This is a genomic window from Thalassobaculum sp. OXR-137 (assembly GCF_034377285.1).
Classification (GTDB): Bacteria; Pseudomonadota; Alphaproteobacteria; order Thalassobaculales; family Thalassobaculaceae; genus Thalassobaculum.
Genome location: NZ_CP139715.1, coordinates 4,823,095 through 4,848,471, shown reverse-complemented (window position 1 = coordinate 4,848,471; position 25,377 = coordinate 4,823,095). Strand labels below are relative to the sequence as shown.

The following is a 25,377-nucleotide window of genomic DNA, read 5'->3' as shown; positions in this document are numbered from 1 at the left end:
CATGCGGTCGATCGAGGCCCTGCCGCGCTTCCGCAATCTGGACGAGCTGGTTCCCTGGAACGCCCAGTCGCAGATGCTGGAATGCGTGGCGGTGCTGCCGGAAACCGCCAGTGCCCGCACCTACTGCTTTCAGACGCCGGAGGAGAGCTGGTTCCGCTATCAGCCGGGCCAGTTCATCACCCTGGAGATCCCGCTGCCGTCGGGCACGGTGCACCGGACCTATACCCTGTCCTCCAGCCCGTCGCGGCCGATGCTGATCGCCATCACCGTGAAGCTGCAGGACGACAGCGTGGGCACCCGCTGGCTGTTCGACAATCTGCAGGTCGGTGGAAGGCTGAAGGCCTTCGGGCCGGCCGGATTCTTCTCCTGCCATACCTGGCCGTCGGACAAATACCTGTTCATCTCCGCCGGGTCGGGCATCACGCCGATGATGTCGATGACCCGCTGGTTCTTCGACCAGGGCCGGCATTGCGACATCGCCTTCATCAACTGCGCCCGGCGCCCCTCGGAGATCATCTTCCGGGCCGAGCTGGAACGCATGGCGGCCCGTGTGCCGTCCTTCAACCTCGCCTGGGTGGTCAGCGAGCCGGACCCCTACAGCGTGTGGACCGGCTATCGCGGACGGCTGAACGGGCTGATGCTGGAGCTGATCGCGCCGGATTATTTCGAGCGCGAGATCTTCTGCTGCGGACCGGCCGCCTTCATGCAGGCGGTGCGCGACGTGCTGAATGCCGCCGGCTTCGACATGGAGCGCTATCACGAGGAGAGCTTCCACGCCCCGGTGACCGATCCGGCGGCAGTGGACGAGCCGGACGACGTGATCCCCGACGAGAGCAAGAAGGCGCGCATCCGCTTCCTGGCCTCGGACCTGGAGGCGTCGTGCCACGAGACCGACACCATCCTGTCGGTGGCGCGCGAAGCCGGGCTCAATATTCCGAGCGGCTGTCAGTTCGGCGTCTGCGGCACGTGCAAGATCAAGGTGGCGTCCGGCCAGACCCACATGGTCCATAACGGCGGCATCCGCGAGGACGAGGTGGAGGAGGGTTATGTGCTCGCCTGCTGCACACAACCGATCGGGACCATCGAGGTCGAGGTCTGAACGGCGGAGGCTTCATTTCCCGTACCCCCTTGCCGATCACTCCCCAGATGTTTCTTGGGGAGTGACTTGAAGAGGGATGGGTCAGAGCGTCAGTCCTCCTTGGCCCCCTCCCGCACGATCTCCACGATCCGCGACAGGTCCTGCGCCGACCGGCCCTGGAACGTGCCGTGCAGCATCACCAGCCGCGCGGCCTGGCAGACCCACATGGGCACGCCCAGCGCCTCGCCCTGCTCGATGGCGAGATCGACGTCCTTCATCAGGATCTCCAGGGTCGCGCCGAAATCGAACGTGCCCGGCACGATGTTCGCCGGAAAGACATGGGCGGTGGAGAAGTTTCGCCCGGTGCCGTTGTTCAGCACCTGCAGCATGGTCTCCGGCGCGATCCCACCCTTCTCGGCCATGGTCATGGCCTCCGAGGTCGCGACGAGGCCGACGGCGAACAGGATGTTGTTGGTCAGCTTCATGGTCTGCGCCGCACCGACCGTCTCGCCGGCCACCACGACGGTCGGCCCCCAGGCGCGGAAGACCGGCTGCAGACTCTCGACCGTCTGCGGATCGCCGGACACCATCACCGCGAGCGTCCCGGCGGTCGCGCCGGCCGGACCGCCGCTGATCGGCGCGTCGATGACCGTCACGCCGCGCGCGGCGCAGAGGCGTTCCACCTCCGCGACGAACGGACCGCCGACGGTGCAGGTGTTCACCACGGTCTTCAGAGCCTCGCCGGTAAGCAACTCGTCCAGGGCCTGACGGAAGATCGCCAGGGTCGGCAGGGACACCACCACCGTCTCGCAGGCATCCGCCAAATCCCTCGGCGAGGCCGCCTTGCGGGCCTGACGCTCCAGCAGCGGCTGCATCGCTTCGTCGCGGATGTCGTAGACCCAGAGCTCGTGGCCCGCATCAAGCAGCTTGCCGGCCATCGGGCGGCCCATATTCCCGATACCGAGAAATCCGATACGCATTGTCTTCCTCCCGTGAATGGCCGAGAGGTTCATCGCGGTCGGACCGGCGCCTCCCTTATGCCGAAAGCCAGCAGGTCCCGCCGGCATGCGCTGCCGGCGGGACGCGGTCGTGGTTACTTCTTGAGGCGCGGCTTCTCGATATTGGCGAGATCGCAATGGGCGTCGACCATGGCCGAGAAGTCCTGGGAGCCGAACCCGCGGGCACGGGCGGCGCTGAACATCTCGCGGGCCGCCGCCGCCATGGGCATCGGCACCTTCGCGGCGTTGGCCGCCTGCATGATCAGCGACAGGTCCTTATGGGCGAGGTCGATGGTGAAGCCCGGGGAAGTGTCGCCGGCCAGCACCTTGTCCGGCCAGTTGATCTTGAGCTGGCCGTTCATCGCCGTGGTGCCGTAGATCACGTCCAGCGTGCTCTCCAGGTTCAGCCCCAGGCCCTGGGACAGGGCCAGCGCCTCGGCGTTGAACTGGCAGGAGGCGACCGCCAGGAAGTTGTTCACCAGCTTGGTCCGCGTGCCGGTGCCGACACCGCCGCAGTGATAGATCGTCGTGCCCATGGCCTCGAGCATCGGCTTCACCAGCTCGAAATCCTCCGGCTCGGCGCCGACCATGAACAGCGACTCGCCGCGATCCGCATGGGCCGCCAGGCGGCCGACCGGCGCATCCACGTATCGTAGGCCCTTGGCCTTTGCCTGGGCGGCGAGATCGTCGGTGGTGCCCGGCTCCACGGTGCTCATGTCCATGATGAGCGCGCCCTTGGGGGCGTTGGCGATGACGCCGTCGGCGCCGCCGATCACCTCGCGCACGACAGGGCCGTCGGGCAGCATGGTGATGATCACGTCGCTCTTCTTCGCGACCTCGGCCGCATTCGGCGCGCTGGAGGCCTGAAGCTCCTCGAGCTCCTTGACGGCCGCCGGATTGATGTCGTTGACGACGAGGCGGAAGCCCTTGCGGGCCATGTTGGATGCCATCGGCCGCCCCATGCGGCCGAGCCCGATAAAACCGACATTCATTGAGTTAGTCCTCCCGAGATGGTTGGCCTTCCTTGTAGGAGGCGGGCGGGCCCCCTGACCATACGGGAAATGACGTCTGCGGAGTCAGCGCCCGGCGCGCGCCCGGGCGTCGCGGTCATAGGCGAAGTATTGCCGGTGGGTGGCGATGTGGTCGGCCACGTAGAGCGCATCGTGCCAGACCCCCCAGATGAAGGACGAGCCGCGCCGCGACAGCCAGGGCAGTCCGACGAAATACAGGCCGGCCTCGGTCGACACACCGCGCTTGTGCTGCGGCTTGCCGGCGGCGTCGAAGGCGTCGACCTGCAGCCAGCCGAAATCGTATTCGTAGCCGGTGGCCCACAGGATCGTACTCACCCCCGCGGCGGCCAGATCCAGCTCCAGAGTCGGCTCGGTGACGCAGGCCGGGTCGGCGGGGATCACCCGCATCTCCGGCTCCTCGGGCAGGTCGAGGCCGTTGCGGGAGATATAGGCGTCGGCCTGGTCGAGTTCCGACATCAGGCTCTCGTCGCCGCGCGCCAGATTGTCCGCGAGGTCGGGGGCGAAGCGGATCACCCCGTCCTTATACCCGGCGGTCAGGCCGACGAGGGTCATGCCGCGCTCGGCCAGCCGGCGGAAATCGACCGTGTGGCCGCCATAGGCGCCGCTGACCGCGATGGTGACGTGCTGGGTATCCGGGTCTGGCGTCTCCGCGTCCCAGCGGCCGAGCACGCCGAGCCACCAGCAGTAGTCGCGCTCCCGGTAGCGGCGGGGGTAGCGGTTATGCGGGCCGACCGAGAGGTAGACCCGTCGCCCCGCCCGCAGCAGCTCGTCGGCGATCTGCGCACCCGACGACCCGCAGCCGACCACCAGCACCGACCCGTCGGCGAGCTGGTCAGGATTGCGGTAGGCGGCGGAATGCATCTGCGTCACCGGCGCGCTCTGCGGCACGATGCGAGGAATGATCGGACGTTGGAACGGCCCGGTGGCGGCGACCACATATTTCGCGTCGATCGGCCCGTCGGAGGTCTCCACATGGAAGCCCGGCCGATCGGGGTGGCGGGTGACCTTGGTCACCTCAACGCCGCAGCGGATCGGGGCCGAGACCTTGGCCGCGTAGTCGGCGAAATAGGCGGCCACCCGCTCTTTGCCGGGAAAGCCATCGGGGTGGACGTCGTCGAATTCCAGGCCGGGGAACCGGTCGTGCCAGGCGGGACCGTTGGCGACCAGCGAGTCCCAGCGGCCGGACCGCCAGCGCTCAGCGATGCGGCCGCGCTCCAGCACCAGATGCGGCACCCCGAGGGACCCCAGATGCGCGCTCATCGCGACACCCGCCTGGCCCGCGCCGACGACCAGCGTCTCCACCTTTTCAACCTTCATATCCGTGCCCCCGTGCAATCCCGATCCGGGGGTGACTCAACCACCTTCGGACGTCGTCGCAAAGGGGGCTCGCTGTCGCGCCATGGGGTCAGTCGATCGGCTCGCCCGCCCGTGGGTCGATCGGGAGCTTGCTGGCGAGGCCGGTCATGTCCTCCAGCAGGGCCGCCGCCGCCAGCAGGCCGGCATCGTCATGGGGTTTGCCGACCACCTGGATGCCGACCGGGCGGCCGTCCTCGGTGAAACCCGCCGGCAGGGAGAGGGAGGGGCAGGCGGTCAGGGTGATCGACGACGTGGTCGCCGAGGCGGCGATGTAATTGTCGAACTTCACCCCGTCGACACCGTCGATCCGGGTCTTGTTGACGTCGTAGGGCGGCAGCACGGTCACTGGCAGCACCAGCAGGTCGTAGGTCTCGAAGAAATCGGCCACCCCACGGTAGAAGGCGGCCCGTTCCCGCTCCGCCCAGGCGATCTCCTCCGGCGACAGGGCGAGGCCCTTCTCGGTGTTCCAGATGATGTCCGGCTTGATCTGGTGGCGGTGGGTCTTCAGCCGCTCGCCGTGATTCACCACGAAGATCATGGCCCGCAGGATCTGAAACGCCTCGCCGATCCCGCCCATCTCGGGGCAGGCTTCCTCCACCGGAATGCCGAGCGTTTCGAAATTGCGCACCGCCTCGCCGATCACCCCGCGCACCGCCTTTGAGATGGGAGCGACGCCGCCGAGATCGGGAGAGAAGGCGACCCGCTTGGGCCACCAGGCCTTCTTGTCGGCCAGGGCCGCGTCCACCGTGCCGGCGAAGCTGCGCTCCGGGGCCGGGCGGCTCATCGGGTCGCGCGGGCACTGGCCCGCCATGGTGTCGAGGAACAGGGCGATATCCGGCACGTTTCGCGCCATCGGCCCTTCCACCGAGCTCGGGCTGAACAGGTTGTTCGACGTGCCCCGAGTGACCCGGCCGGGGGACGGGCGCAGGCCGACGACGGAGGTATGGGCAGCCGGGCCACGCAGGGAGCCGCCATGGTCGGAGCCGTGGGCCAGCCAGACCTCGCCCGTGGCCAGCGCCACCGCCGCGCCGCCGGACGAGCCGCCCGGGGTGAGGGAGGTGTTCCAAGGGTTGCGGGTCTTGCCGAAGACCTCGTTGTAGGTGTTGCCGCCGGCACCGAATTCCGGGGTGTTCGACTTGGCGATGACCAGCCCGCCACGGTCCTCGATCTTCTCCACCAGCGGATGGGAGCGGTCGGGCACGTGGTTGGCATAGATCGGCGAGGCGTAGGTGGTGCGGACGCCCTTCACATCCATCAGGTCCTTGATCGCCACCGGCAGCCCGGCGAGCCAGCCGGGCGCGCCTTTGCCGGCGCGTTCCGTCAGGGTCTTGGCGGCCTCGCGGGCGCGGTCCAGGCAGAGCGTCGGAAGGGCGTTGACCGCCGGCTCGAGCTCGGCGATGCGGGCGGCCGCCGCGTCGATCAGCTCCAGCGGCGAGACTTCGCCCATGTCCAGCAGCCGCACCGCCTCGCGCGCCGTCAGCTTCGTCAGTTCGGTGCTCGCCGCCATCGTCTTCCCCTGCTGGTTAGGCGCCAACTCAAGCAAGCGGAGGGAGCAGGGTAAAGATGCCAATTCGGCAGGACTGGCGGCCGAAGCGGAACCCGGCTTGTGGCCGCCGGGGCAGGCTCCTATCGTCGCCGGACACCAAAAAACGATACCGCGAGGAAACAGCCGTGACCGCTCCCGAAAGACTGCGCGCCCTTCTGGCCGAGCCTGAATTCATCGTCATGCCGGCGGCCTGGGACGGTCTCTCCGCCAAGCTCGCCGCCCAGGCGGGGTTCAAGACGGCGTTCCTGTCGGGCTCCTGCGTGGCGGCCAGCCGTCTCGGCGGCCCCGACCTCGATCTGGTGTCCTTCGGCGAGATGTTCGACAGCTTCAACATGGTCCATGGCGCGGCCCCGGAGACCCTGGTGCTGGCCGATGGCGACCACGGCTACGGCAACGCGATGAACGTGCAGCGCACGGTGCGGGCCTATGGCCGGGCCGGGGCCGCCGCCGTGCTGATCGAGGACAAGATCACCCCGCGGGCGCTGACCGCCGCCGGCAAGCCCTGCCTGTCCCGCGATGAAGCCCGGATGAAGATCCGCGCGGCCGTGGAAGCGGCGAAGGAGTCCGGCATCCTGGTCCTGGCGCGCACCGACTGCCGGCCGACCCAGGGCATCGACGAGGCGGTGGCCCGGATCGAGATGTATGTGGAGGAGGGGGCCGACATCCTGTTCCTGGACTCGCCCGCCGACAACGATGAGATCCGCCGCGCGGTGGAGGCGGCCGGCGGACGTCCGTCCTTCTCCGTCCTGTCGCCGGGTGCGCAGCGCGCCTGCCCGAGCCAGAAAGAGGCGGCGGAACTGGGCTTCAAGATCGGCACCTATCCGACCGGCATGCTGTCGCCGGCCATCGCCGGCATGAAGGCGGGCCTTGCCGCCCTCGCCGCCGGCCAGGCGGAGACCTCCGGCGCGCTCAGCCCGGCGGAGTTCCGCGATACGCTCGGCTATGGCGACTACGACAGCCAGGCCAAGCCGTTCATCGTGCCGGCCTGACCGTCGCCAATCGATCCGCTGGGGCGTAACAGCCTCAGCGGATGAACTGGTCCACGTAGTCGGCGCCGAGGCCGACCTGCTCGAAGTGCTTGCGGCACATGTCGATCTTGGTGAACACGTCCTCGTAGCCGAGATGCTTGCCCCAAGGGTCGCAGTAGTACATCACGCCGTTGACCTGGAAGTAGGTGATCATCTCCTCGACATCCTCGGGGACGACCAGGGTGTGGGTCTCGCCCGGCGGCTCATAGACATAGCCGCCTTCCTCGGCGACCCAGTCGTGTTCCAGGTAATACCAGCGGCCCTTCAGCACGAAGCCGTGCACCGCGTTCGGATGCCGGTGGCGGGACAGCACGCCCGACTTGGTCACCTTAAGCAGGTTCATCCAGTAGCCCTGGGACACGTTCAGGCAGAGCGGGCGGAAGAACACGTTCTCCGCCTGCTTGACCCAGAGCCGGTCGTCCGTCGGGATCGCGTTGGGGACGACGATCTCCTGCTGGGCTTCCTTGGGAAAGGGGAGCTGGTAGGGGACCATCGGGTCCTTGTCGGGGGCTTCCAAAGGCATGGCTGTTTCTCCGTCGTTTTCTTGGCCGTCGTTTTCTTGATTCTCGTCACATGGCCGCGTAGCCGCCATCCACGTTCAGAATGGTGCCGGTGATGAAGGAGGCGGTCTCGCTGGCGAGGAACAGGGCCGGGCCGGCCAGCTCTTCCGGCTGGCCCCAGCGGCCGAGCGGGGTGCGGCCGGTGATGGCGGCGTTGCGCGCCTCGTCGCTGCGTAGATTGGCGGTCAGCGGCGTGGCGATCCAGCCCGGCGCCAGCGCGTTCACCCGGATGCCGTCGGCGGCATAGGCGATCGCCAGGGACTTGGTGAGCTGCGCCACTCCACCCTTGGACGCCGCATAGCCCGGCACCAGCCCGCCGCCGAAATAGCTCAGCATGGAGGCGATGTTGATGATGCAGCCCGTCGCCGCCGCCAGTTTCGGTCGGAAGGCGGCGCACATCCGCATGGTGCCGTTCAGATTGATGTCGATCACCTGGGCGAAGACCTCCGGCTCCAACTCGTCGCCACGCCGGATCACCCCGGCGGCGTTCACGAGCACGTCGAGCCGGTTGTGACGGGCGGCCAGATCGGCGATGGCCGACGCGTCGGTTACGTCGAGGGACTGAAAGGACAGGTTCGCTTCCGGTTCCGGCAGGGTGCCGAGTCCGGCGCCAGTGACCGTATAGCCGGCCGCCGCGAATCCCCGGGCGATGGCGAGACCGATACCGCTGGTGCCTCCGGTGACGAGGACGGACCGGGAGACGGGGGCGGATCCGGTTGACATGCTCAGTTTGTCCATATTATGGATATTGATCTACTATATGAGAATTTACAGCAGACGCTTGCGGTGTCAATTCCCGCCGCGCGGTCCTTGGGGGTGATGTGACGGAGCAGGGGACGAAGCCGGGGCCGGTCCAGGGTGCGCAGAGCTTCTCGCGCAGCATGGCGGTGCTGCAATGCGTGGCGGATCATCCGACCGGGCCGAGCGTGGCCGAACTCGGACGCCAGCTCGACCTCACCCGGCCGACCCTGTACCGCATCCTCGCCTCGCTGGAGGCGGAAGGCCTGATCCGCCAGCGCGGCGACCGGCGCTATGGGCTGGGCAGCCGGCTGATCGGTCTCGCCCACCGGGCGCTGGCCCAGCAGGACATCCGCCCGCTGGCCCGTGACAGGCTGGAGGCGCTGCGGGACCGGACGGGGGAGACGGTGCATCTCGCCGTCCGGATGCTCGACGAGATGGTCTATATCGACAAGGTCGAGAGCCCGGAACTGGTCCGCATGGCCTCCACGGTGGGCACGCGGGTGCCGTTTCATACCAGTTCGGTCGGCAAGGCGTTCCTGGCGGCGCTGTCGGAGGACGAGGCGGAGGCGGTGATCGGCCGGCTTGCCCTTTCCGCCGTGACGGACCGGTCGGTGACCGATGCCGATGCCCTGCGCGCCCGGATCGCGGCCGCCCGACGGCTCGGCTACAGCTCGGACGAGGAGGAGAACGAGACCGGGATCGTCTGCTTCGGCGCGGCGATCCGGGATGCGGGGGGACTGCCGGTGGCGAGTGTCAGCGTGTCGGTGCCGAACTTCCGCCTGCGGGACGACCGGGAGGCCTACTGGCGTCCGCTGCTGGAAACCTGTGCGGCGATCTCCCGGCAGTTGGGCGGGTGAGGGGCGCTTCCTCTAACCTATCGCACCAAGGTTTCCGCTCTCTTCACTCCCCGGACTTGTTCCGGGGCAGGGCCTCAGCGTGACAGATCCTTTGTTCACGAGAGCTCTGGCCTTGCCCCGGAACAAGTCCGGGGAGTGAAAAGAAATGGAGCGGCGTTTGTCATGTCGCCGTCCCGCCGCTGGGCCGCTCGCCCCGCCCGGCGATTGCCTGCCACACCCGCTCCGAGGTGGCGGGCATCTGGATGTGGTCCACGCCCAGGGGCGACAGCGCGTCCACGACGGCGTTGATCACCGCCGGCGGGGCGGCGATGCAGCCGGCCTGGCCCACGCCCTTCGCCCCCAGCGGATTTGCCGTGGTCGCCTCGCCGGCGAAGGTGACGTCGAACATCGGCAGGTCCACCGCCCGCGGCAGGGCGTAGTCCATCAGCGACCCGCTGAGAAGCTGGCCGCTGTCCGCGTCGTAGGCGATCCGCTCGCCGAGCGCCTGGCCGATGCCCTGGACCACGCCGCCATGGAGCTGACCCTCCGTGAGCTGCGGGTCGACGATGCGGCCGTAATCGTCCACGGCGATGTAGCGGGTCAGCGTCACATGGCCGGTCTCCGGCTCGATCTCGACCTCGGCTATGTGGCAGCCGCCGGGGAAGGTGAACGGCACATCCTTTCGGAATACGGCGGTGTCGAGGCCTGTCTCTCCGGTCTCCGGCGAGGCGTCGCTGCTACGCGCGGCGGCGGCGACCTCCAGCAGGGAGACCGAGCGGTCGTCGGTCCCGGCGCTGAACCGGCCTTGCGCGAAGGTGACGTCCTCCGGATCGGCCTGCAGGAGCCGGGCGGCGAGGGGGGCGGCCTTCTCCAGCATCGCGTCCATCGCGAGCATTAGGGTACCGGCGCCCATGTGCATGGTCCGCGCGCCGCCGTGGCCGGCGCCGGTGCGGGTGGCGAAGGTGTCGGCCTGGACGTACCGGAAGCCGTCCATCGGCAGGCCCAGCCGCTCGGCGGCTAGGCGGGTGAAGACGGTCTCGTGCCCCTGGCCATTGGATTCGGTGCCGGTCGCCAGCTCGACCTTGCCGTCGGCGGCGAAGCGCACCTCCACCTCCTCCTGCGGCGCGCCGCGGGAGCTTTCCAGGAAGCAGGCGATGCCGAGGCCGAGCAGTTTGCCGGACTGGGCGGCCGCCTCGCGCCGCGCCTCGAACCCGTCCCGGTCGGCCAGGGCGACGGCGTCGTCCAGGTTGCCGCGGAACCGGCCGCAGTCGAGCACCGCGCCGAGCGCCTTGGGATAGGGGAAGGTGTCCACGATGTTGCGCCGGCGCAGTTCGACCGGGTCGAAGCCGCAGCGCCGGGCGGCGGCGTCGATCAGCCGTTCGATGACGAAATTCGCCTCCGGCTTGCCGGCGCCGCGATAGGCGTCGACCGGGGCGGTGTTGGTGAAGATGCCGCGGCTGCGCATGTGGATCGCCGGGATCCGGTAGACTCCGCCCATGGCGGTGGAGGCGGCGTTGGTGGAGGCGTTCGGCCCGCCGCTGGACAGGTAGGCGCCCATATCGGCGACCATCTCCACGTCCAGCGCCAGGAAGGTTCCGTCGCCGTCGAGGGCGAGCTTGGCCTTGGAGGCGACCGCCCGGCCGTGAATGGAACCGGCCAGTTCCTCCCCGGTGGTGGCGAGCCAGCGCACCGGCTGTCCCGTCCTGCGCGCGGCCCAGAGCAGGCAGACCCACTCGCTGAACAGGAAGTTCTTCAGCCCGAACCCACCGCCCACATCGTCGGCCCGCAGGTGGAAGCGGTCGGCCGGCAGGCCGAAGACCGGGCCGGCCAAATCGCCACGGATGCCGTGCAGTCCCTGGCCGGTCAGGTCCATGGTGAAGCGCTCGCTCTCGGCGTCATACTCGGCGACGGCGGCGCGCGGCTCCAGCGGGAAGGCGGAGACCCGGTGATTGTCCAGGTCGAGCTCGACCACGTGGGCGGCGGAGCCCATGGCGGTGGCCACCGCCTCCCCATCGCCCTTCACGAACCGATAGGCGCAGTTGCCCGGCGCCTGCGGCCAGATCAGCGGCGCGTCCCCGGCCTCGGCGGCATCGATCGTCACCACGGCGGGCAGGTCTTCGTACTCGACCATCACCGCCTCGGTGGCATCGGCGGCGGCCTCGCCGCTCTCGGCCACGACCAGCACCACCGGCTCGCCCACATAGCGCACCCGGTCGACGGCGAGCGCGTGGTGCGGCGGGATGATGATCGGCTCCACGGTTGCGGCGACGACGCTGCAGGGCATCGGGCCGATGTCGTCGGCCACGAGATCTGCGCCCGTCCAAATGCCGATCACGCCGGGGATCTCCGCTGCGGCCGAGATGTCGATCCCACGGATCTCCGCATGGGCGAGGTCGGCGCGCACGAAGCGGGCGTGGAGATGGCCGGCATCCGGCCGGTCGTCGACATACCGACCCTTGCCGGTCAGGAAACGCTGGTCTTCGAGGCGCAGGGAGGGCTTGGCGGCGGCTGAGGTCGTCACGGTCATATCCCATTGTGGAGAGGGCGTATCCGGAAGCCGGCAGCTTAGCAGGAAAGTGCCCGCGCATAAGAGGGCCACACCCGCGGGCGTTGCGTCGCGCGGCCGGCGGTTCTAAACCGCTGGCGTCATTTCCCGCTGGAGTTCCCATGTCCGCAGCATCCCCCAATGCCGACGCCAAGCGGCTTGAGACGGCCCGCCGCGCCGCCGAGGAAGCGGGCCGCCTGGCCCGCCGGTTCTTCGAGAACCGCGAGGCCCTGCTGATCGAGACGAAGGGGCCGCAGGATCTGGTCAGCGCGGCCGATCGCGAGGTGGAGGAACTGATCCGCGGCGAGATCGCCCGCGACTTCCCCGACGACCGGGTGCTGGGCGAGGAATTCGGCACCGGCGGTGCCGGCGACAACGAAGCCGGGGGCGACGGTGCCACGGGCTGGGTGGTCGACCCCATCGACGGGACCCAGAACTTTCTGCGCGGCATTCCCCAGTTCGTCGTCTCCATCGCCTATCGCGAGGACGGGGTGGCGCGGGTCGGGGTGATCCACGATCCGAACGCGGGCGAGACCTTCTGGGCGACCGCCGGCGGCGGGGCTTTCCGCAATGGCACCGCCATTCGCGTCACCGGGGCCGCCTGGCTGGAAGAGGCAGTGGTCGGCATCGGCCATTCGCCGCGTCACGCGCCGGAAATCTTCAATCGCACCGTCACCGCCCTGATCGAGGCCGGCGCGCAGACCCGCAACTACTGTTGTGCGGCGATCCAGCTCGCCTATGTGGCGGACGGTCGGCTCGACGCCACCTGGGATCCTTATCTGCTGGATTGGGACGTGGCGGCCGGCATGCTAATCGTGCGTGAGGCGGGCGGGGACGGCGTGCCGTTCGTGCCTGGACGCAAGGGCCCGCATGCGGACACTCTGATCGCCGGGACGCCGGGCCTGCTGGAGCAGTTCCGCAGCCGGACCCGGATGTTCGACGACTGATCGAGGGACCCAGATGTTCTACGAACCCCAGAGTGGGCACGGCCTGCCGCACGATCCGTTCAAGGCGATCGTCGCCCCGCGGCCGATCGGCTGGATCTCGACCGTCGACAAGGACGGCCGGAACAATCTGGCGCCCTACAGCTTCTTCAGCGCCATCAACACCAACCCGCCGATGGTCAGCTTCACCAGCGAGGGGCTGAAGGACAGCCCGGCCAATGCCCGCGACACCGGCGAGTTCGTGTGCAACCTGTCCACCCTGCCGCTGGCCCATCAGATGAATGCGTCGTCCGGCCCGGTCGGCGCCGAGGTGGACGAGTTCGAGCTGGCCGGCCTGGAGACCGCGCCGTGCCGCCTGGTCCGTCCGCTGCGGGTCGCGGCCTCGCCGGCCGCGCTGGAGTGCAAGGTCACCGACTTCATCCAGCTCAAGAACCTGCAGGGCGAGCCGACCAACCGCTACATGGTCCTGGGCGAGGTCGTCGGCGTGCATATCGACGAGGCGTTCCTGAAGAACGGGCTGTTCGACACGGCCGCCGCCCAGGCGTTGGCCCGCTGCGGCTACATGGATTACGCCGCGGTCACCGAGGTATTCAGCCTGCGCCGTCCCGAAGCGGCGGAGTGACCGGCGTTAGAACCGGTCGTTCGCCGGTTTGTGCCGATCGTGATCGCCCAGCTCGAGGGACCAGCGCCGCATCAGCTCCACGTCCGGCAGGTCCGAAGAGGCGGGGGTGAGGATCGCGGCCACGCCCCGGGCGTGATGCGCCTGGGCGGACTCGCGGACCTCGCTCGGCGTCATGCCGAATTCGTCGCGGAAGCGGGTGGTGAAATGGCTCGGGCTGGTGAAACCGTATTCCAGCCCGATGTCGAAGATTCCGCGTTTCATCTGGCTTTCGCTGCTCAGCGCCTGGAAGCAGGCCATCAGCCGCCGGCGCCGGATGTACCCCTGCACGCCGCCCTTGTCCTGAAACAGCCGGTAGAGGGTTGCGCGGGACATCCTGTACTTGGCGCAGATGCTCGCCACGCCCAGGTCCGGATTGCCCAGGTTCATTTCGATATACCGCTGCACGGCCGTCAGAGCGCCGTCGCGCGCGTCGATGGCATGGGGCTCGCCATCGGCGACCAGCACCTGCAGCAGGCCGAACAGGGCCTTTGACAGAAGCGGCGCATCGGCCGCCGAGGCCTTGGGTAGCGTTTCCCGCAGGGACATCATGAAGTCGGCCAGCAGCCGCCCGGGGGTTGTGTCCAGGGGAAACAGCGTTCCGATGGTTTCATGCAACGTCGGAAGGTGTTCGGCCACCATCGCCCGCGGCAGCGCAAGCGTCAGGGCTTCGGCTTCGGTGCAGGACGAGTGGACCTCGTATCCCAGGTTGACGGCGGTGACCGCGCCCCGGTCCATCACGAAGGAATGGCCGGCATTCTCGACCTGATTGGTTCCGCGCAGAAAAAGCTGCAGGGCCACGGGGTCGGAATCGTCGTTGCGTCGCAGCCAGGCGGCATCCCGCACGTATTGCTGCTCCGACAGATCGGTATGATAGAAGTGGAAGCTGCCGGCGTTGAAGAAATGGACTTCCGGCGCCCGAGTGGGCCGACGCGGATCGACCAGCGGAACCGAGCGGAAATAGTGCGATATCCCGGTCCGCCAGTGCCAGAACAGTTCCTCGTTCGGCGCGGTGCCGGGCCTCAGCGACAGCGACGGCAGGGCGGCGTGTTGCGACATGTCGTCATCCCCCAATGACGGGCGGGCAGGGATATCCGACGACATCCCATGCGCAACCTGAGAGCCCCCACTCTTCGGCTAGGCGCGGCGCCTCAAACAGGACGCCCATGCGTCGCTCATGCCGGCGGACGGTCTCCGTTTTGGCTCTCTGACCGGTACTCCCTAAATACCGATCATAGTCCGAGGGCCGGGAGATCGACTCAACTCAAACGATGCATACATGAGTATCCACAAAATTTTGGCGATTGGTCAATATCCTTTTATGCCGAAGTGTTATTGACCTTGCGATCCGGGTTCCTCCCCAGCCGACCGGGTCGCGCCGGCCCCCATGCGAAGCCGGGTTGCGAGAATATGAATGATGGTTCATTATTCATCTCAAGCCTGAGGAGGAAACCAGCAATTATGACCATCGGATCGACTTCTGCCGCCAAAACTGACGGTGCGGCCCAGTATGACGCCGTCATCATCGGCGCCGGCTTTTCCGGCATGTACCAGCTCCACCTGCTGCGCGACCGCCTCGGCCTGAACGCCCGGGTGATCGAGCGCGGCGACGGGGTCGGCGGGACCTGGTACTGGAACCGGTATCCGGGCGCGCGCTGCGATTCCGAAAGCCACTCCTACAGCTACTACTTCTCCGACGAGTTGCTGAAGGAGTGGGAATGGTCCGAGCGCTATCCGCAGCAGCCGGAGATCGTGCGCTACCTGAACTTCGTCGCCGACAAGCTCGACCTGAAGCGCGACATTCAGTTCGACACCGAGGTGACCGGCGCGGTCTATGACGAGAAGGCCAATCTCTGGCGGGTCTCCACCGACGACGGCGCGACCGTCTCGGCCAAGTACCTGATCACCGCTGTGGGCTGCCTGTCCTCCGCCAACGTGCCGAACATTCCCGGTCGCGACAGCTTCAAGGGCCAGTGGTACCACACCGGGCAGTGGCCGCATGAGGGTGTGGACTTCACCGGCAAGCGGGTCGGCCAGATCGGCACCGGCTCGACCGGCATCCAGGCGGTGCCGGTGATCGCCGAGACCGCCAAGCACCTCACCGTTTTCCAGCGCACCGCGAACTACTCGATCCCGGCGCAGAACCACCCACTCTCGCCGGAGTTCAAGACCTGGGCGAAGGAGAATATCGACGAGATCCGCCAGACCATGCGGGCCTCGACCAACGGCCATCCGTTCCTGATCAGCGAGCGCAAGGTCTTCGACGTCTCCGCCGAGGAGCGCCGCCGGATCTACGAGAAGGCCTGGGAGGTCGGCGGCCTGCGCTTCCGCGCCTCTTTCCACGATCTGCTGTTCGACAAGGCGGCCAACGACACCGCGGCCGACTTCCTGAAGGGGAAGATCGGCGAGATCGTGAAGGATCCGCAGAAGGCGAAGGACCTCGCCGCCATCGATCACCCGTTCGCCACCAAGCGGCCGCCGATCGACACCGGCTATTTCCAGGCCTTCAACCGCGACAATGTCAGCCTGGTTAACCTGCGCGAGACGCCGATCGTCGAGATCACCGAGAAGGGCGTGAAGACGACCGACAGCGAGTACGAACTCGACATCATCGTCTTCGCCACCGGCTTCGACGCCATGACCGGTTCCCTGCTGAAGCTCGGCATCGTCGGCCGCGACGGCGTGACGCTGAACAAGGCCTGGGAGGCGGGGCCGCGCACCTATCTGGGCATCCAGGCAGCCGGTTTCCCGAACTTGTTCACCATCACCGGTCCGGGCAGCCCGTCGGTGCTCTGCAACATGCCGGTCGCCATCGAGCAGCATGTGGAATGGGTCGCCGACTGCATCGAGAAGATGGAGAAGGACGGCATCGATCGGATCGAGCCGACCGAGGAAGCCGTCACCGGCTGGGTCGACCACGTCAACGAAGTGGCCAACGCCACCCTGCTGCCGCAGGCCGGGCACTCCTGGTATCTGGGCGCCAACGTGCCGGGCAAGCCGCGGGTCTTCATGCCCTATGCCGGCGGCATGAACCGCTTCCGCAAGATCTGCGACGAGGTGGCGGGGAAGGGGTACGAGGGCTTCGTCCTCTCCCGCGACCGCGCCGACAGCCGGGCCGAGGCGGTCAACGCCTGAGGGCGAGCAAACAACCCAATCCCTGTGGCCCGGTCCCCAATGCCGGGTCCCTGTCCTGGGTCAACGGTGGAGCTTTCCGCCGTTGACCCTTTTTTCCGCTCAATTTAATCTATCGATCGATTAATTATGGAGACGAGTTTGGCGGCGACAGCCCAGGCGCGTAAGGCAGGACGCCCGCAGGGCGCGCCGGACACCCGCGAAGGCTGCCTGGAGGCAGCGGAACGGTTGTTCGCGACTCAGGGCTTCGCCGCCACCGGCCTGCGTCAGATCGGGGCCGCTTCCGGCGTTTCCATCGCCACGCTGATCTACCATTTCGGCTCCAAGGAGAAGCTGTACGGCAAGGTGCTGGAACGCATCGCCGACAGCATCGCCCCCTACATGCCCCGCCCGGACGGGTTCGAGGCGGATCTGGACGGTGTGGTGGCGATGGTCGAGCGGTTCCTCGACTGGTCGCTGGACCATGGCGACTATTCGGCTCTGCTGCTGCGCGAGCTGATGGAGAACCCGTCGCGGGCGGCCAAGGCGCGGCGCTGGTACCTGCTGCCGCTGATCCAGGCCTATGCCGCCGCCATCCGGACCGGTCAGGAGGCGGGCCGGTTCGGTCCCTGCGATCCGGAGATGGTCGCGTTCTACCTGACCGGCGCGATCACCCATTTCCAGGCCTCCACGGTGACCATCCAGCAGATGCTGGCGGTAGAGAGCCGGGAGGCGGTGGTCGCCCGGTTCCGCGCAACCCTGCGCGCCAATGTGACGGCGATGCTGCTGCCGGTCGGGGACTGATCTGGCCCGAAGGGACGCGCCACGACATCCCGGGCCGTAAGAGGAGGAGACACCCGTGACGCGCGTTCCGCCGTCCGCCGAGACTTGTGTCCTGCGCTACGCGCTCGAACGCCATGCGGCGGAGCGCGGCGACGACGTCTATGCGGTCTTCGAGGACGGCGGGCGCTGGACTTTCGCCGAGACCCTGGCCCGGGTGCGCGCCACCGCCGCCGGGCTGCAGCGGCTGGGCGTGGAGCGGGGAGACGCGGTTCTGGTGATGATGCCGAACGGCGCGCTCGGTCTGCGGGCGATGTTCGCCGCGAACTATCTCGGCGCGGTCTCGGTGCCGGTGAACCCGGCCTATCGCGGGGCGATCCTGGAGCATGTGGTCGCGGATTCCGGTGCGGCCATCGCGGTGGTGCATCCGGACTGCCTCGACCGGCTGCTGGAGGTCCCGACCGGCGCGTTGACCCGCATCGTGGTCGCGTCACCGGAGCCGGGAAGCGACGCGCCCGACGGGCTCACCCTGCATGGCGAGGCGGTGCTGCTGGGGGAGGGGGGCGGGCCCGAGCCCCTGGCGACCCCCATCGCGCCCTGGGACACCCAGTCGATCATCTTCACCTCCGGCACCACCGGCCGGTCGAAGGGGGTGCTGTCATCCTATCTCCACTGCTACACGGCGATGAACCCGGAGACCTGGACCTGCACCCGGGCCGACGACCGGCACCTGCTGCACATGCCGATCTTCCATATCGGCGGCGCCTTCATCGCCTCGATGGCTTTGTGCGTCGGCGCATCGATCGCGGTGGTGGAGCGGTTCCGCACCGACGATTTCTGGCCGGCGGTGCGGCGGATGGAGGTGACCTGCGTCTTCCTGCTCGGTGCGATGGCGACCTTCCTGCTGAAGCAGCCGCCGCGCGACGACGACCGCGACCACCCGCTGCGCGCGGTGATGATCGTGCCTCTCGGCCAGGCCGGCCCGCCGTTCCGGGAGCGGTTCGGCGTCGACGTGTTCACCCTGTTCAACATGACCGAGATCAGCACGCCGCTGATCTCCGGCGCCAATCCGGCCAAGCCGAACATCTGCGGGCGGCCGCGCGCCGGCGTGGAGGTGCGGCTGGTCGATGCCAACGACTTGGCCGTGGCCGACGGCGCGCCGGGCGAGCTGATCATCCGCACCGACGATCCCTGGACCATGACCCACGGATATCACGGCCGGCCCGAAGCGACGGCGGCAGCCTGGCGCAACGGCTGGTTCCATACGGGCGACATGTTCGTGCGCGATGCCGACGGCGACTACCAGTTCGTCGACCGCCTGAAGGACGCGATCCGGCGGCGCGGCGAGAACATCTCCTCGTACGAGGTGGAGGTGGAGATCCTCGCCCATCCGGACGTGCGCGAAGCCGCGGTGGTCGCGGTGCCGAGCGACGTCACCGAGGACGAGGTGCTGGCCGTGCTGGCGCCGGTCGAGGGGCGGCGGATCGATCCTGCGGCGATCGTCGCCTTCCTCGAGCCGCGCCTGCCCGCCTTCATGATCCCGCGCTACATCCGCGCGGTGGACGCGCTGCCGAAGACGCCGACCGCCAAGGTCGAAAAACACGTGCTCCGCGCGACCGGCCTCACTCCCGACTGCTGGGATCGGGGCGGCGACCGTCGCGGTTCCTCCCCGTCGAAATTTGAAGGACTGCCGTCATGACCAAGCCCGTCATCCGGGTCTACACCGACTACAAGAGCCCCTACGCCTTCGTGGCGGTGCGGCCGACCTATGCGCTGGAGGACCGGTTCGACGTCGCCCTGGAGTGGCGCCCGTACACCCTGCGGATCGAGGAATATCTTGGTGCGGTTGAAACCCGCACCGAGCATTCCTGGCGGCGGGTGCGCTATTCCTACATGGACGCCCGGCGCTACGCCAACAAGCAGGGCCTGACGCTGAAGGGGCCGGCACGGGTCTATAACGGCTATTACGCCAATGCCGGCATGCTCTTCGCCCAGCGCGAGGGATTCTTCCGCGCCTATAACGACGCGGTGTTCGAGCGGTTCTGGAAGCGGGAACTGGACCTGGACGTGCTGGCCGAGATGTCGGCCGTGGTCGGCGAACTCGGCGGCGACGTGCAAGCCTATGAGGCTTATGTGGAAGGGCCCGGTCGGGCGGAGATGGACGCCGTCATCACCGAGGCCGAGGTGATGGGCGTGTTCGGGGTGCCGATGTTCGTGTTCCAGGGTGAGTTGTTTTGGGGCGGTGATCGCATCGACCTGCTCTGCGAGCGTCTGCGCGACCATGGCGTGGCGGAGCACCCGTCGCCGACACCCTGACACCCTTCGCCCAAGGGGAGATCGGCATGGCTCGCCGGTGGAAAATCAGAACCGCCAGCCGGTAGAAAGACAGAACAGTTTCACCCGATGAAATGATCAATGACTCACTATTCATTATCTTGACATTGGGAGCGCGGGGTAACCATGCTCCGGGCGAATAGACCATCATAAAAATCCGAACCCTCGCCACGTGTCGTGAAGCAAGAGGGTCGTCATCAAGTGAGGATCGCAATGAAGAAGTCGCACTCCAGCCCGCGCCGGGGCCTCGATCGGCGCACCGTCCTGAAAGGCGCCGCTGCGGCTGCCGCCGTGGGTACCGGCATCACCGGCTTCCCGGCCTATCTGAAGGCCGCGAACACCCCGATCAAGATCGGCGTGCCGACCATCCTGTCCGGCCGCGTCGCCATTCTCGGCGAGTCCTCGGTCGCCGCGATCAAGAACGAAGTCCGCAAGATCAACGAGGCGGGCGGCATCGAAGGCCGCACGCTGGAGCCGGTCTTCCGCGATTCCCGCGGCAAGCCGGACGAAGCGGCGCGCATGACCCGCGACCTCGTGAACAACGAAGGCTGCGAGATCATCATCGACGCAGAAGCCTCGGGCGCATCCTTCGCCGTCAACGAGGTGGTGCGGGACATGAAGCAGTACTGCATCCATACCAACTCCGAGACCTCGTCGCTCACCGCCGACCCGAAGAACCAGGTCGACTGGGTCTTCCGTGGCTGCCGTCAGGGCATCCACGACGCCGTCGGCGGCGGTCTGGTCGCCGCCAAGGTGGTCAAGGAGAAGGGCCTGAAGAAGTGGGCCACGATCTCCCCGGACTACGCCTACGGCCGCGCCAATACCGAAGAGTTCATGGAGTACGTGAAGCTCTTCGCCCCCGAGACCGAGGTCATCACCGAGACCTGGCCGAAGCTGTTCCAGCCGGACTACACCGAGAACGTGACCGCGCTGCTGAACGCCCAGCCGGAAGTGCTGTACTCCTGCCTGTGGGGCGGCGACCTTGTCGCGTTCTTCGACCAGGCCAGCCTGTACGGTCTGTTCGACCAGTTCACGGCCTTCGCGGTGAACCTGGGCGACTATCCGGTGCTGACGGCCATCAAGAGCCGGCCGGCCGGTGTGTATTCCGGTAGCCGCTACCACAAGGACATTCCGGATACCCCGGAGAACGAGGCCTGGTACGAGAGCTACATGGCCAATGCCGACGTGCTGCCGACCAACTGGGCGTGGCAGAACGCGGCCGCGATCAACTTCATCGCCGAGGCGCTGAAGAAGACCGGCGGCAACACCGACACGATGAAGATGGCGGAGGCCACTTCCGGCCTGACCATCAACTCGCCGTTCGGTGTCGACGGCACGCTGACCATCCGCGAGGAAGACCACACCCTCGTCAACTACATGGTCGGCTACTCCAAGACGATCGTGAACGAGCCGTACGTGGTGGACTTCGACCAGACCGCCTGGTCGGAGATCTACAAGCACGAAGCGGAGTGGAAGAAGCGCAACGGGTACGCCTGATGCGGCATCCGGGCGGGGACTGACCTCCGCCCGGCACTTTCCGGGGCGCCGGCCACAAGCCGGCGCCCGTCTCTGTTCGTATCCGCGGATTGACCCTTATGTTCGATTTAGATGCGCTTGCCAGCTGTCTGTCGGCCTCTGCCTGCCTGGTGAACCAGGCGACGAGCGGACTGATCATCGGCATGCTTCTGTTCCTGGTGGCGTCCGGCGTCACGCTGATCTTCGGCGTGCTCCATGTCATCAATTTCGCCCATGGCAGCTTCTACATGGTCGGCGCGTATCTCGCGTATACGACCTATGTGGTCACCGGAAACTACTTCCTGGCGGCCCTGGTCGGCGGGGTGGGAGCCGGCATTACCGGTATTCTTTTCGAGCGGCTGATCATCAGCCGGGTCTACGGCCAGAACCTGCTGATGCAGCTCCTGGTCTGCTACGCCTTCATTCTGATCGTCGATGATCTGGTGAAGATCATCTGGGGCGCGGAATACCTGGCCATGGGCATCCCGGCCGAGTTCCGTCTGCCGCCGCTGCGCTTCGCCGGCGGCTTCATCCCGCCCTTCTATCTGTTCCTGGTCGGCGTCGCCGTCGCCATCGGCCTCGGATCGGTGCTGCTGGTCACCAAGACCCGGTTCGGCAAGATCGTGCGGGCCGCGGCGCTGAACGCGCCGATGGTGTCGGCCCTCGGCATCCGGGTGAACGTCTACTTCGCGCTGTTGTTCGGCTTCGGCTGTGCGCTGGCCGGTGTTGCCGGCGCGCTAGCGGCACCGGTGCGCTCGCTGACCCCCGGGATGGGCCTCGGCATTCTGGTGGAGAGCTTCATCGTCACGGTTATCGGCGGCATGGGCTCGATCCCGGGCGCCTTCCTGGCCGCGATCATCCTCGGCCTGACCCGCTCGATCGGCAGCGTCGGCTTCCCGCTCTTCGTTGACGGCGCGATGTTCATGATCATGGCGCTGGTGCTGATCTTCCGGCCGACCGGGCTGCTGGGCCAGGGAGCGGTGCGATGACCCTCATTGTTCAGTTCCGGCGCGATCTGCTGATTGCCGCCATCGGCCTTGCCGTGTTGATCGCCATCGGTCTCGGCATCGAGCATGCGTGGCCGCGCGACTTCCTGACCTCGATCTTCGCCGCCGGCCTGCTCGCCATGTCGCTGAACATGCTGATCGGCTACACGGGCCTGGTGTCCTTCGGCCATGCGGCGTTCTTCGCGCTCGGCGGCTATATCTTCGGCCTGCTGCTGCAGTCGCCGGCCTTCACCGGCGCCATGGGCGCCGCATCGGTTCCCGTGGCCCTGGTGGCGGCGGTGGTCGGAACCGGTCTCTATGCCGTGGTGATCGGCGCGATCTGCGTCCGGCTGACCGAGATCTACTTCGCCTTCCTGACGCTCGCCTTCCAGATGTTCCTGTACAGCGTGATCCTGAGCTGGGTGGACCTGACCGGCGGCGACCAGGGGCTGATGGGCGGCATTCCGCGGCCGGAGTTCCTGGGCATCGATCTGGGCGACCAGTATCACCGCTACGTCTTCTGCGCGGTACTGTTCGTGGTCTGCGTGATGATCATGCGGATCATGACCGAGAGCCCGTTCGGCTACACCCTGCGCATGATCCGCGACAACGCCACCCGCGCCGCCTTCCTCGGCGTGAACGTCACCCGGGTGAAGCTGATCTGCTTCGTGGTGTCGTCCTCGATCGCGGCGGTCGGCGGCGTGATCCTCGCCCTGTTCACCTCCGGCGCCTATCCGGAATGGGCATTCTGGGCGCAGTCCGGCGAGGCGATCTTCATGATCATGCTCGGTGGCCTGAACGTGTTCCTGGGACCGGTGCTCGGCGCGGTGGCGCTGCGCATCCTGAACGACGTGGTCCAGATGTACACCTCGCACACCGAGATCGTGATCGGTCTGGTGATCATGTTCGTCGTGCTCGTTCTGCGCCGCGGCATTCTCGATTTCGTCAAGGATTGGTGGGTCGAGAAGCAGCAGGCGCGTCTGGCGGCGGAAAATCGGAATGGACGTGAATGATGAGTGACGTGGGAAGCCTGAAGGACCGCATCGCGGTCGTCACGGGCGGAGCCAGCGGCATCGGTGCCGCCTGCGCCCGGGTGATGGCGGCGCGCGGGGCGCGCGTGGTGGTCGCCGACGTGAATGCCGACGCGGCGGCCAAGGTCGCGGCCGAGATCGGCGGGGTCGGTTATGCCGTGGACGTACGCGACGCCGACGCCATCGAGGCCCTGGCCGAGAAGAGCGAGCGAGAGGTCGGTCCGACCGACATCCTGGTGACCTCCGCCGGCATCGTGCAGCCGCCGCTGCCGCCGGAGGAGCTGTCGCAGGAGCTGTTCGACAACGTCATCGCGGTGAACCTGCGCGGCACCTATCTTTGCGCCAAGGCCTACGGCCTGCGCATGGTGACGCGCCGCAGCGGCTCCATCGTCACCATCAGCTCGGTGACCGCCGAGCGCTCGGTGCCGCTGCACGCCTATGCGCCGAGCAAGGCGGCGGTGACCAACATGACCATGAACCTTGCCGCCGAATGGGGCAGGGCCGGGATCCGGGTCAATACGGTGGAGCCGGGCTATACCCGTACGCCGGCGCTGCAGGACCAGATCGACCGCGGCCATCGCGACGTCACCCTGCTGGAGGAGAACTCCACCCTCGGCCGCATGGTCGAGCCGGAGGAGATCGCCAAGGCGGTCGCTTTCCTTGCCTCCGATGAAGCGTCGGCCGTGACCGGCATCGCGCTTCCGGTGGATGTCGGCTTCTTCAGCGCCGGCTCCTGGCATCCGTATGGCGGCGTGCGCCGACAGGGGAACCGCTGATGCTGCGCCTCGAGAATGTGGTCAAGTCGTTCGGCGGCGTGGTCGCCACCAACGACGTCTCCCTCAACTTCCCCGCCGGCTCGCTGAGTGCCGTGATCGGTCCGAACGGTGCCGGCAAGACGACGCTCTTCAACCTCGTCACCGGACACCTGGTGCCGGACAGCGGGAAGATCCTGCTGGAGGAAGAGAACATCGCCGGCAAGCCGCCGGTCGATATCGTGCGCAAGGGCATCGGCCGCGCCTTCCAGATCGCCAGCATCTTCCCGAGCATGACGGTCGAGCAGTCGCTGATGTGCGCCGTGGCCTCGCATTTCCGCGAGTCGGAAGCGCTGCTGTCGGTATTCCCCCCGACCAATGTGCGCCGCCGGACCGAGGAACTGATCGAGCTGCTGGGCATGGGCTCGGTGGCGAAGCTGCTGAGTTCCAACATCTCCCACGGCGACCAGAAGCTGCTGGATATCGGTCTGGCGCTTGCGCTCGAGCCGAAGGTGCTGATGCTGGACGAGCCGACCGCCGGCATGGGTCCGGAGGAGCGCTGGCAGATGATCGGGACCGTGCGCCGCCTGTGGGAGCAGGGGGGCATGACGCTCATCTTCATCGAGCATGACATGGACATCGTCTTCGAGGTCGCCCAGGGCATCACCGTGCTGAGCTACGGCGCGGTCCTGGCCCAGGGAACGGCGGACGAAATTCGCAGCCATCCGGAGGTCGTCGAGGCCTATCTGGGATCGGAGTCGACGGCGGAGGCCTCGCAATGAGCGGCGGGACGAACGGCAGCACGGCCGGTGACGTGATCCTCAAGGTCGAGGATATCGACGTCTTCTACGGCGCCTCCAAGATCCTGTTCGGCGTCGATCTGGAGGTCACCCGCGGCCGCACCCTGGCCCTGCTGGGCCGCAACGGTGCCGGCAAGAGCACGACGATGAAGGCCATCGCCGGCATCGCCAAGCCGCGCAAGGGCGTCATCGCCATGGAAGGCCAGAACCTGGCCGGGGCGCGGCCCGATGTCATCGCCCGGGCCGGAATCGGCTACGTGCCGGAGGATCGGCAGGTGTTCTCCATGCACAGCGTGGAGGACAACCTTCTCATCGGTATGAAGAAGGGGGTGCGCGGGCAGGAGGATTGGACCCTGGAGCGGGTCTACGACACCTTCCCGATCCTGGCCCGCATGAAGGACCGCAAGGCGGGGCTGATGTCCGGCGGCGAGCAGCAGATGCTGACCATCGCGCGCACCCTGATGGGCAACCCGGACGTCCTGCTGCTGGACGAACCGTCGGAGGGTCTGGCCCCGATCATCGTGCAGGCGATCGGCGACCTGATCCGCACCCTGCGGGAGACCGGCGTCACCATCGTCCTGGCCGAGCAGAACATGCATTTCTGCCTCGGCATCTCCGAGGATGCGGCGGTGATCGACAAGGGACATATCGTCTACCGCGACACCATCGCCGGCCTGCGCGCCAACGAAGAGGTCACCAAGCGGTACCTGGCGATCTGACGGTTTTTTTCGATCCAGTATTACCCGA

General features: G+C 67.3%; 22 protein-coding genes and 1 pseudogene. 15 read left to right on the top strand and 8 right to left on the bottom strand.

Annotation, left to right across the window (positions count from 1 at the left end; translation table 11 throughout):
• Position 1 precedes the first annotated feature (1 nt).
• Positions 2 to 1,099: a hybrid-cluster NAD(P)-dependent oxidoreductase gene (locus T8K17_RS22505; RefSeq protein ID WP_322334994.1), complete on the top strand. Its 1,098-nt coding sequence runs from the start codon at positions 2 to 4 to the stop codon at positions 1,097 to 1,099.
• An 89-nt stretch (positions 1,100 to 1,188) separates the two neighbouring features.
• Here the strand turns inward: T8K17_RS22505 and T8K17_RS22500 are convergent, their stop codons facing one another.
• From T8K17_RS22500 to T8K17_RS22485, 4 genes and pseudogenes are all read right to left on the bottom strand, one after another.
• Complete coding sequence (locus T8K17_RS22500; RefSeq protein WP_322331976.1) at positions 1,189 to 2,058, bottom strand: NAD(P)-dependent oxidoreductase; 870 nt, start codon at positions 2,056 to 2,058, stop codon at positions 1,189 to 1,191.
• 113 nt (positions 2,059 to 2,171) lie between these two features.
• Positions 2,172 to 3,077: pseudogene (locus T8K17_RS22495) on the bottom strand (NAD(P)-dependent oxidoreductase); the annotation flags it as partial.
• Between the two features lie 75 nt (positions 3,078 to 3,152).
• Positions 3,153 to 4,424 carry an NAD(P)/FAD-dependent oxidoreductase gene (locus tag T8K17_RS22490; RefSeq protein ID WP_322331974.1) on the bottom strand — a complete coding sequence of 424 codons (1,272 nt, stop codon included), beginning with the start codon at positions 4,422 to 4,424 and terminating at the stop codon, positions 3,153 to 3,155.
• 88 nt (positions 4,425 to 4,512) lie between these two features.
• On the bottom strand, positions 4,513 to 5,970 hold the full coding sequence (locus tag T8K17_RS22485; RefSeq protein WP_322331973.1) for an amidase: 1,458 nt from the start codon (positions 5,968 to 5,970) through the stop codon (positions 4,513 to 4,515).
• Positions 5,971 to 6,134: 164 nt separating this feature from the next.
• Here T8K17_RS22485 and T8K17_RS22480 point away from each other — a divergent pair, with 164 nt between their 5' ends.
• Positions 6,135 to 6,998, top strand: coding sequence for an isocitrate lyase/PEP mutase family protein (locus T8K17_RS22480; protein WP_322331972.1), 864 nt, complete (start codon positions 6,135 to 6,137; stop codon positions 6,996 to 6,998).
• Positions 6,999 to 7,032: 34 nt separating this feature from the next.
• Here T8K17_RS22480 and T8K17_RS22475 read toward each other — a convergent pair whose 3' ends face one another.
• Positions 7,033 to 7,560, bottom strand: a complete 528-nt coding sequence (locus T8K17_RS22475) for a 2,4'-dihydroxyacetophenone dioxygenase family protein (RefSeq protein ID WP_322331971.1) — start codon at positions 7,558 to 7,560, stop codon at positions 7,033 to 7,035.
• Positions 7,561 to 7,606: 46 nt separating this feature from the next.
• On the bottom strand, positions 7,607 to 8,320 hold the full coding sequence (locus tag T8K17_RS22470; RefSeq protein WP_322331970.1) for an SDR family NAD(P)-dependent oxidoreductase: 714 nt from the start codon (positions 8,318 to 8,320) through the stop codon (positions 7,607 to 7,609).
• 98 nt (positions 8,321 to 8,418) lie between these two features.
• On the opposite strand from T8K17_RS22470, the gene T8K17_RS22465 reads away from it, so the two are divergent.
• On the top strand, positions 8,419 to 9,195 hold the full coding sequence (locus T8K17_RS22465) for an IclR family transcriptional regulator (protein WP_322331969.1): 777 nt from the start codon (positions 8,419 to 8,421) through the stop codon (positions 9,193 to 9,195).
• Positions 9,196 to 9,355: 160 nt separating this feature from the next.
• Here T8K17_RS22465 and T8K17_RS22460 read toward each other — a convergent pair whose 3' ends face one another.
• On the bottom strand, positions 9,356 to 11,695 hold the full coding sequence (locus T8K17_RS22460; protein ID WP_322331968.1) for a xanthine dehydrogenase family protein molybdopterin-binding subunit: 2,340 nt from the start codon (positions 11,693 to 11,695) through the stop codon (positions 9,356 to 9,358).
• A 146-nt stretch (positions 11,696 to 11,841) separates the two neighbouring features.
• Here T8K17_RS22460 and T8K17_RS22455 point away from each other — a divergent pair, with 146 nt between their 5' ends.
• Together T8K17_RS22455 and T8K17_RS22450 are read left to right on the top strand one after the other, a co-directional pair.
• Positions 11,842 to 12,666 carry an inositol monophosphatase gene (locus T8K17_RS22455; protein WP_322331967.1) on the top strand — a complete coding sequence of 275 codons (825 nt, stop codon included), beginning with the start codon at positions 11,842 to 11,844 and terminating at the stop codon, positions 12,664 to 12,666.
• 13 nt (positions 12,667 to 12,679) lie between these two features.
• Positions 12,680 to 13,285: a flavin reductase family protein gene (locus T8K17_RS22450; RefSeq protein ID WP_322331966.1), complete on the top strand. Its 606-nt coding sequence runs from the start codon at positions 12,680 to 12,682 to the stop codon at positions 13,283 to 13,285.
• Positions 13,286 to 13,291: 6 nt separating this feature from the next.
• On the opposite strand, the gene T8K17_RS22445 is transcribed toward T8K17_RS22450, so the two are convergent.
• Positions 13,292 to 14,380, bottom strand: coding sequence for a helix-turn-helix domain-containing protein (locus T8K17_RS22445; protein WP_322331965.1), 1,089 nt, complete (start codon positions 14,378 to 14,380; stop codon positions 13,292 to 13,294).
• Between the two features lie 402 nt (positions 14,381 to 14,782).
• On the opposite strand from T8K17_RS22445, the gene T8K17_RS22440 reads away from it, so the two are divergent.
• The 10 genes from T8K17_RS22440 (at position 14,783) to T8K17_RS22395 (ending at position 25,349) form a co-directional block, all read left to right on the top strand.
• Positions 14,783 to 16,456, top strand: a complete 1,674-nt coding sequence (locus T8K17_RS22440) for an NAD(P)/FAD-dependent oxidoreductase (protein WP_322331964.1) — start codon at positions 14,783 to 14,785, stop codon at positions 16,454 to 16,456.
• Positions 16,457 to 16,594: 138 nt separating this feature from the next.
• Positions 16,595 to 17,236: a TetR/AcrR family transcriptional regulator gene (locus tag T8K17_RS22435; RefSeq protein WP_322331963.1), complete on the top strand. Its 642-nt coding sequence runs from the start codon at positions 16,595 to 16,597 to the stop codon at positions 17,234 to 17,236.
• A 55-nt stretch (positions 17,237 to 17,291) separates the two neighbouring features.
• The gene (locus T8K17_RS22430) at positions 17,292 to 18,911 is read left to right on the top strand and encodes an AMP-binding protein (protein WP_322331962.1); all 1,620 of its coding nucleotides are present in this window, start codon (positions 17,292 to 17,294) and stop codon (positions 18,909 to 18,911) included.
• Positions 18,908 to 19,528, top strand: a complete 621-nt coding sequence (locus T8K17_RS22425) for a 2-hydroxychromene-2-carboxylate isomerase (protein ID WP_322331961.1) — start codon at positions 18,908 to 18,910, stop codon at positions 19,526 to 19,528. The genes T8K17_RS22430 and T8K17_RS22425 overlap by 4 nt, the downstream gene beginning before the upstream one ends.
• Before the next feature lie 231 nt (positions 19,529 to 19,759).
• Entirely contained in the window at positions 19,760 to 21,043 is a 1,284-nt protein-coding gene (locus tag T8K17_RS22420; protein ID WP_322331960.1) for an ABC transporter substrate-binding protein, read from the top strand.
• A 98-nt stretch (positions 21,044 to 21,141) separates the two neighbouring features.
• Positions 21,142 to 22,050, top strand: coding sequence for a branched-chain amino acid ABC transporter permease (locus tag T8K17_RS22415; RefSeq protein WP_322331959.1), 909 nt, complete (start codon positions 21,142 to 21,144; stop codon positions 22,048 to 22,050).
• Entirely contained in the window at positions 22,047 to 23,060 is a 1,014-nt protein-coding gene (locus T8K17_RS22410; protein WP_322331958.1) for a branched-chain amino acid ABC transporter permease, read from the top strand. The genes T8K17_RS22415 and T8K17_RS22410 overlap by 4 nt, the downstream gene beginning before the upstream one ends.
• Positions 23,060 to 23,854 carry an SDR family oxidoreductase gene (locus tag T8K17_RS22405; RefSeq protein ID WP_322331957.1) on the top strand — a complete coding sequence of 265 codons (795 nt, stop codon included), beginning with the start codon at positions 23,060 to 23,062 and terminating at the stop codon, positions 23,852 to 23,854. The genes T8K17_RS22410 and T8K17_RS22405 overlap by 1 nt, the downstream gene beginning before the upstream one ends.
• Positions 23,854 to 24,612 carry an ABC transporter ATP-binding protein gene (locus T8K17_RS22400; RefSeq protein ID WP_322331956.1) on the top strand — a complete coding sequence of 253 codons (759 nt, stop codon included), beginning with the start codon at positions 23,854 to 23,856 and terminating at the stop codon, positions 24,610 to 24,612. Before T8K17_RS22405 ends, T8K17_RS22400 begins: the two co-directional genes overlap by 1 nt.
• Complete coding sequence (locus tag T8K17_RS22395) at positions 24,609 to 25,349, top strand: ABC transporter ATP-binding protein (protein WP_322331955.1); 741 nt, start codon at positions 24,609 to 24,611, stop codon at positions 25,347 to 25,349. The genes T8K17_RS22400 and T8K17_RS22395 overlap by 4 nt, the downstream gene beginning before the upstream one ends.
• Positions 25,350 to 25,377: the final 28 nt, after the last annotated feature.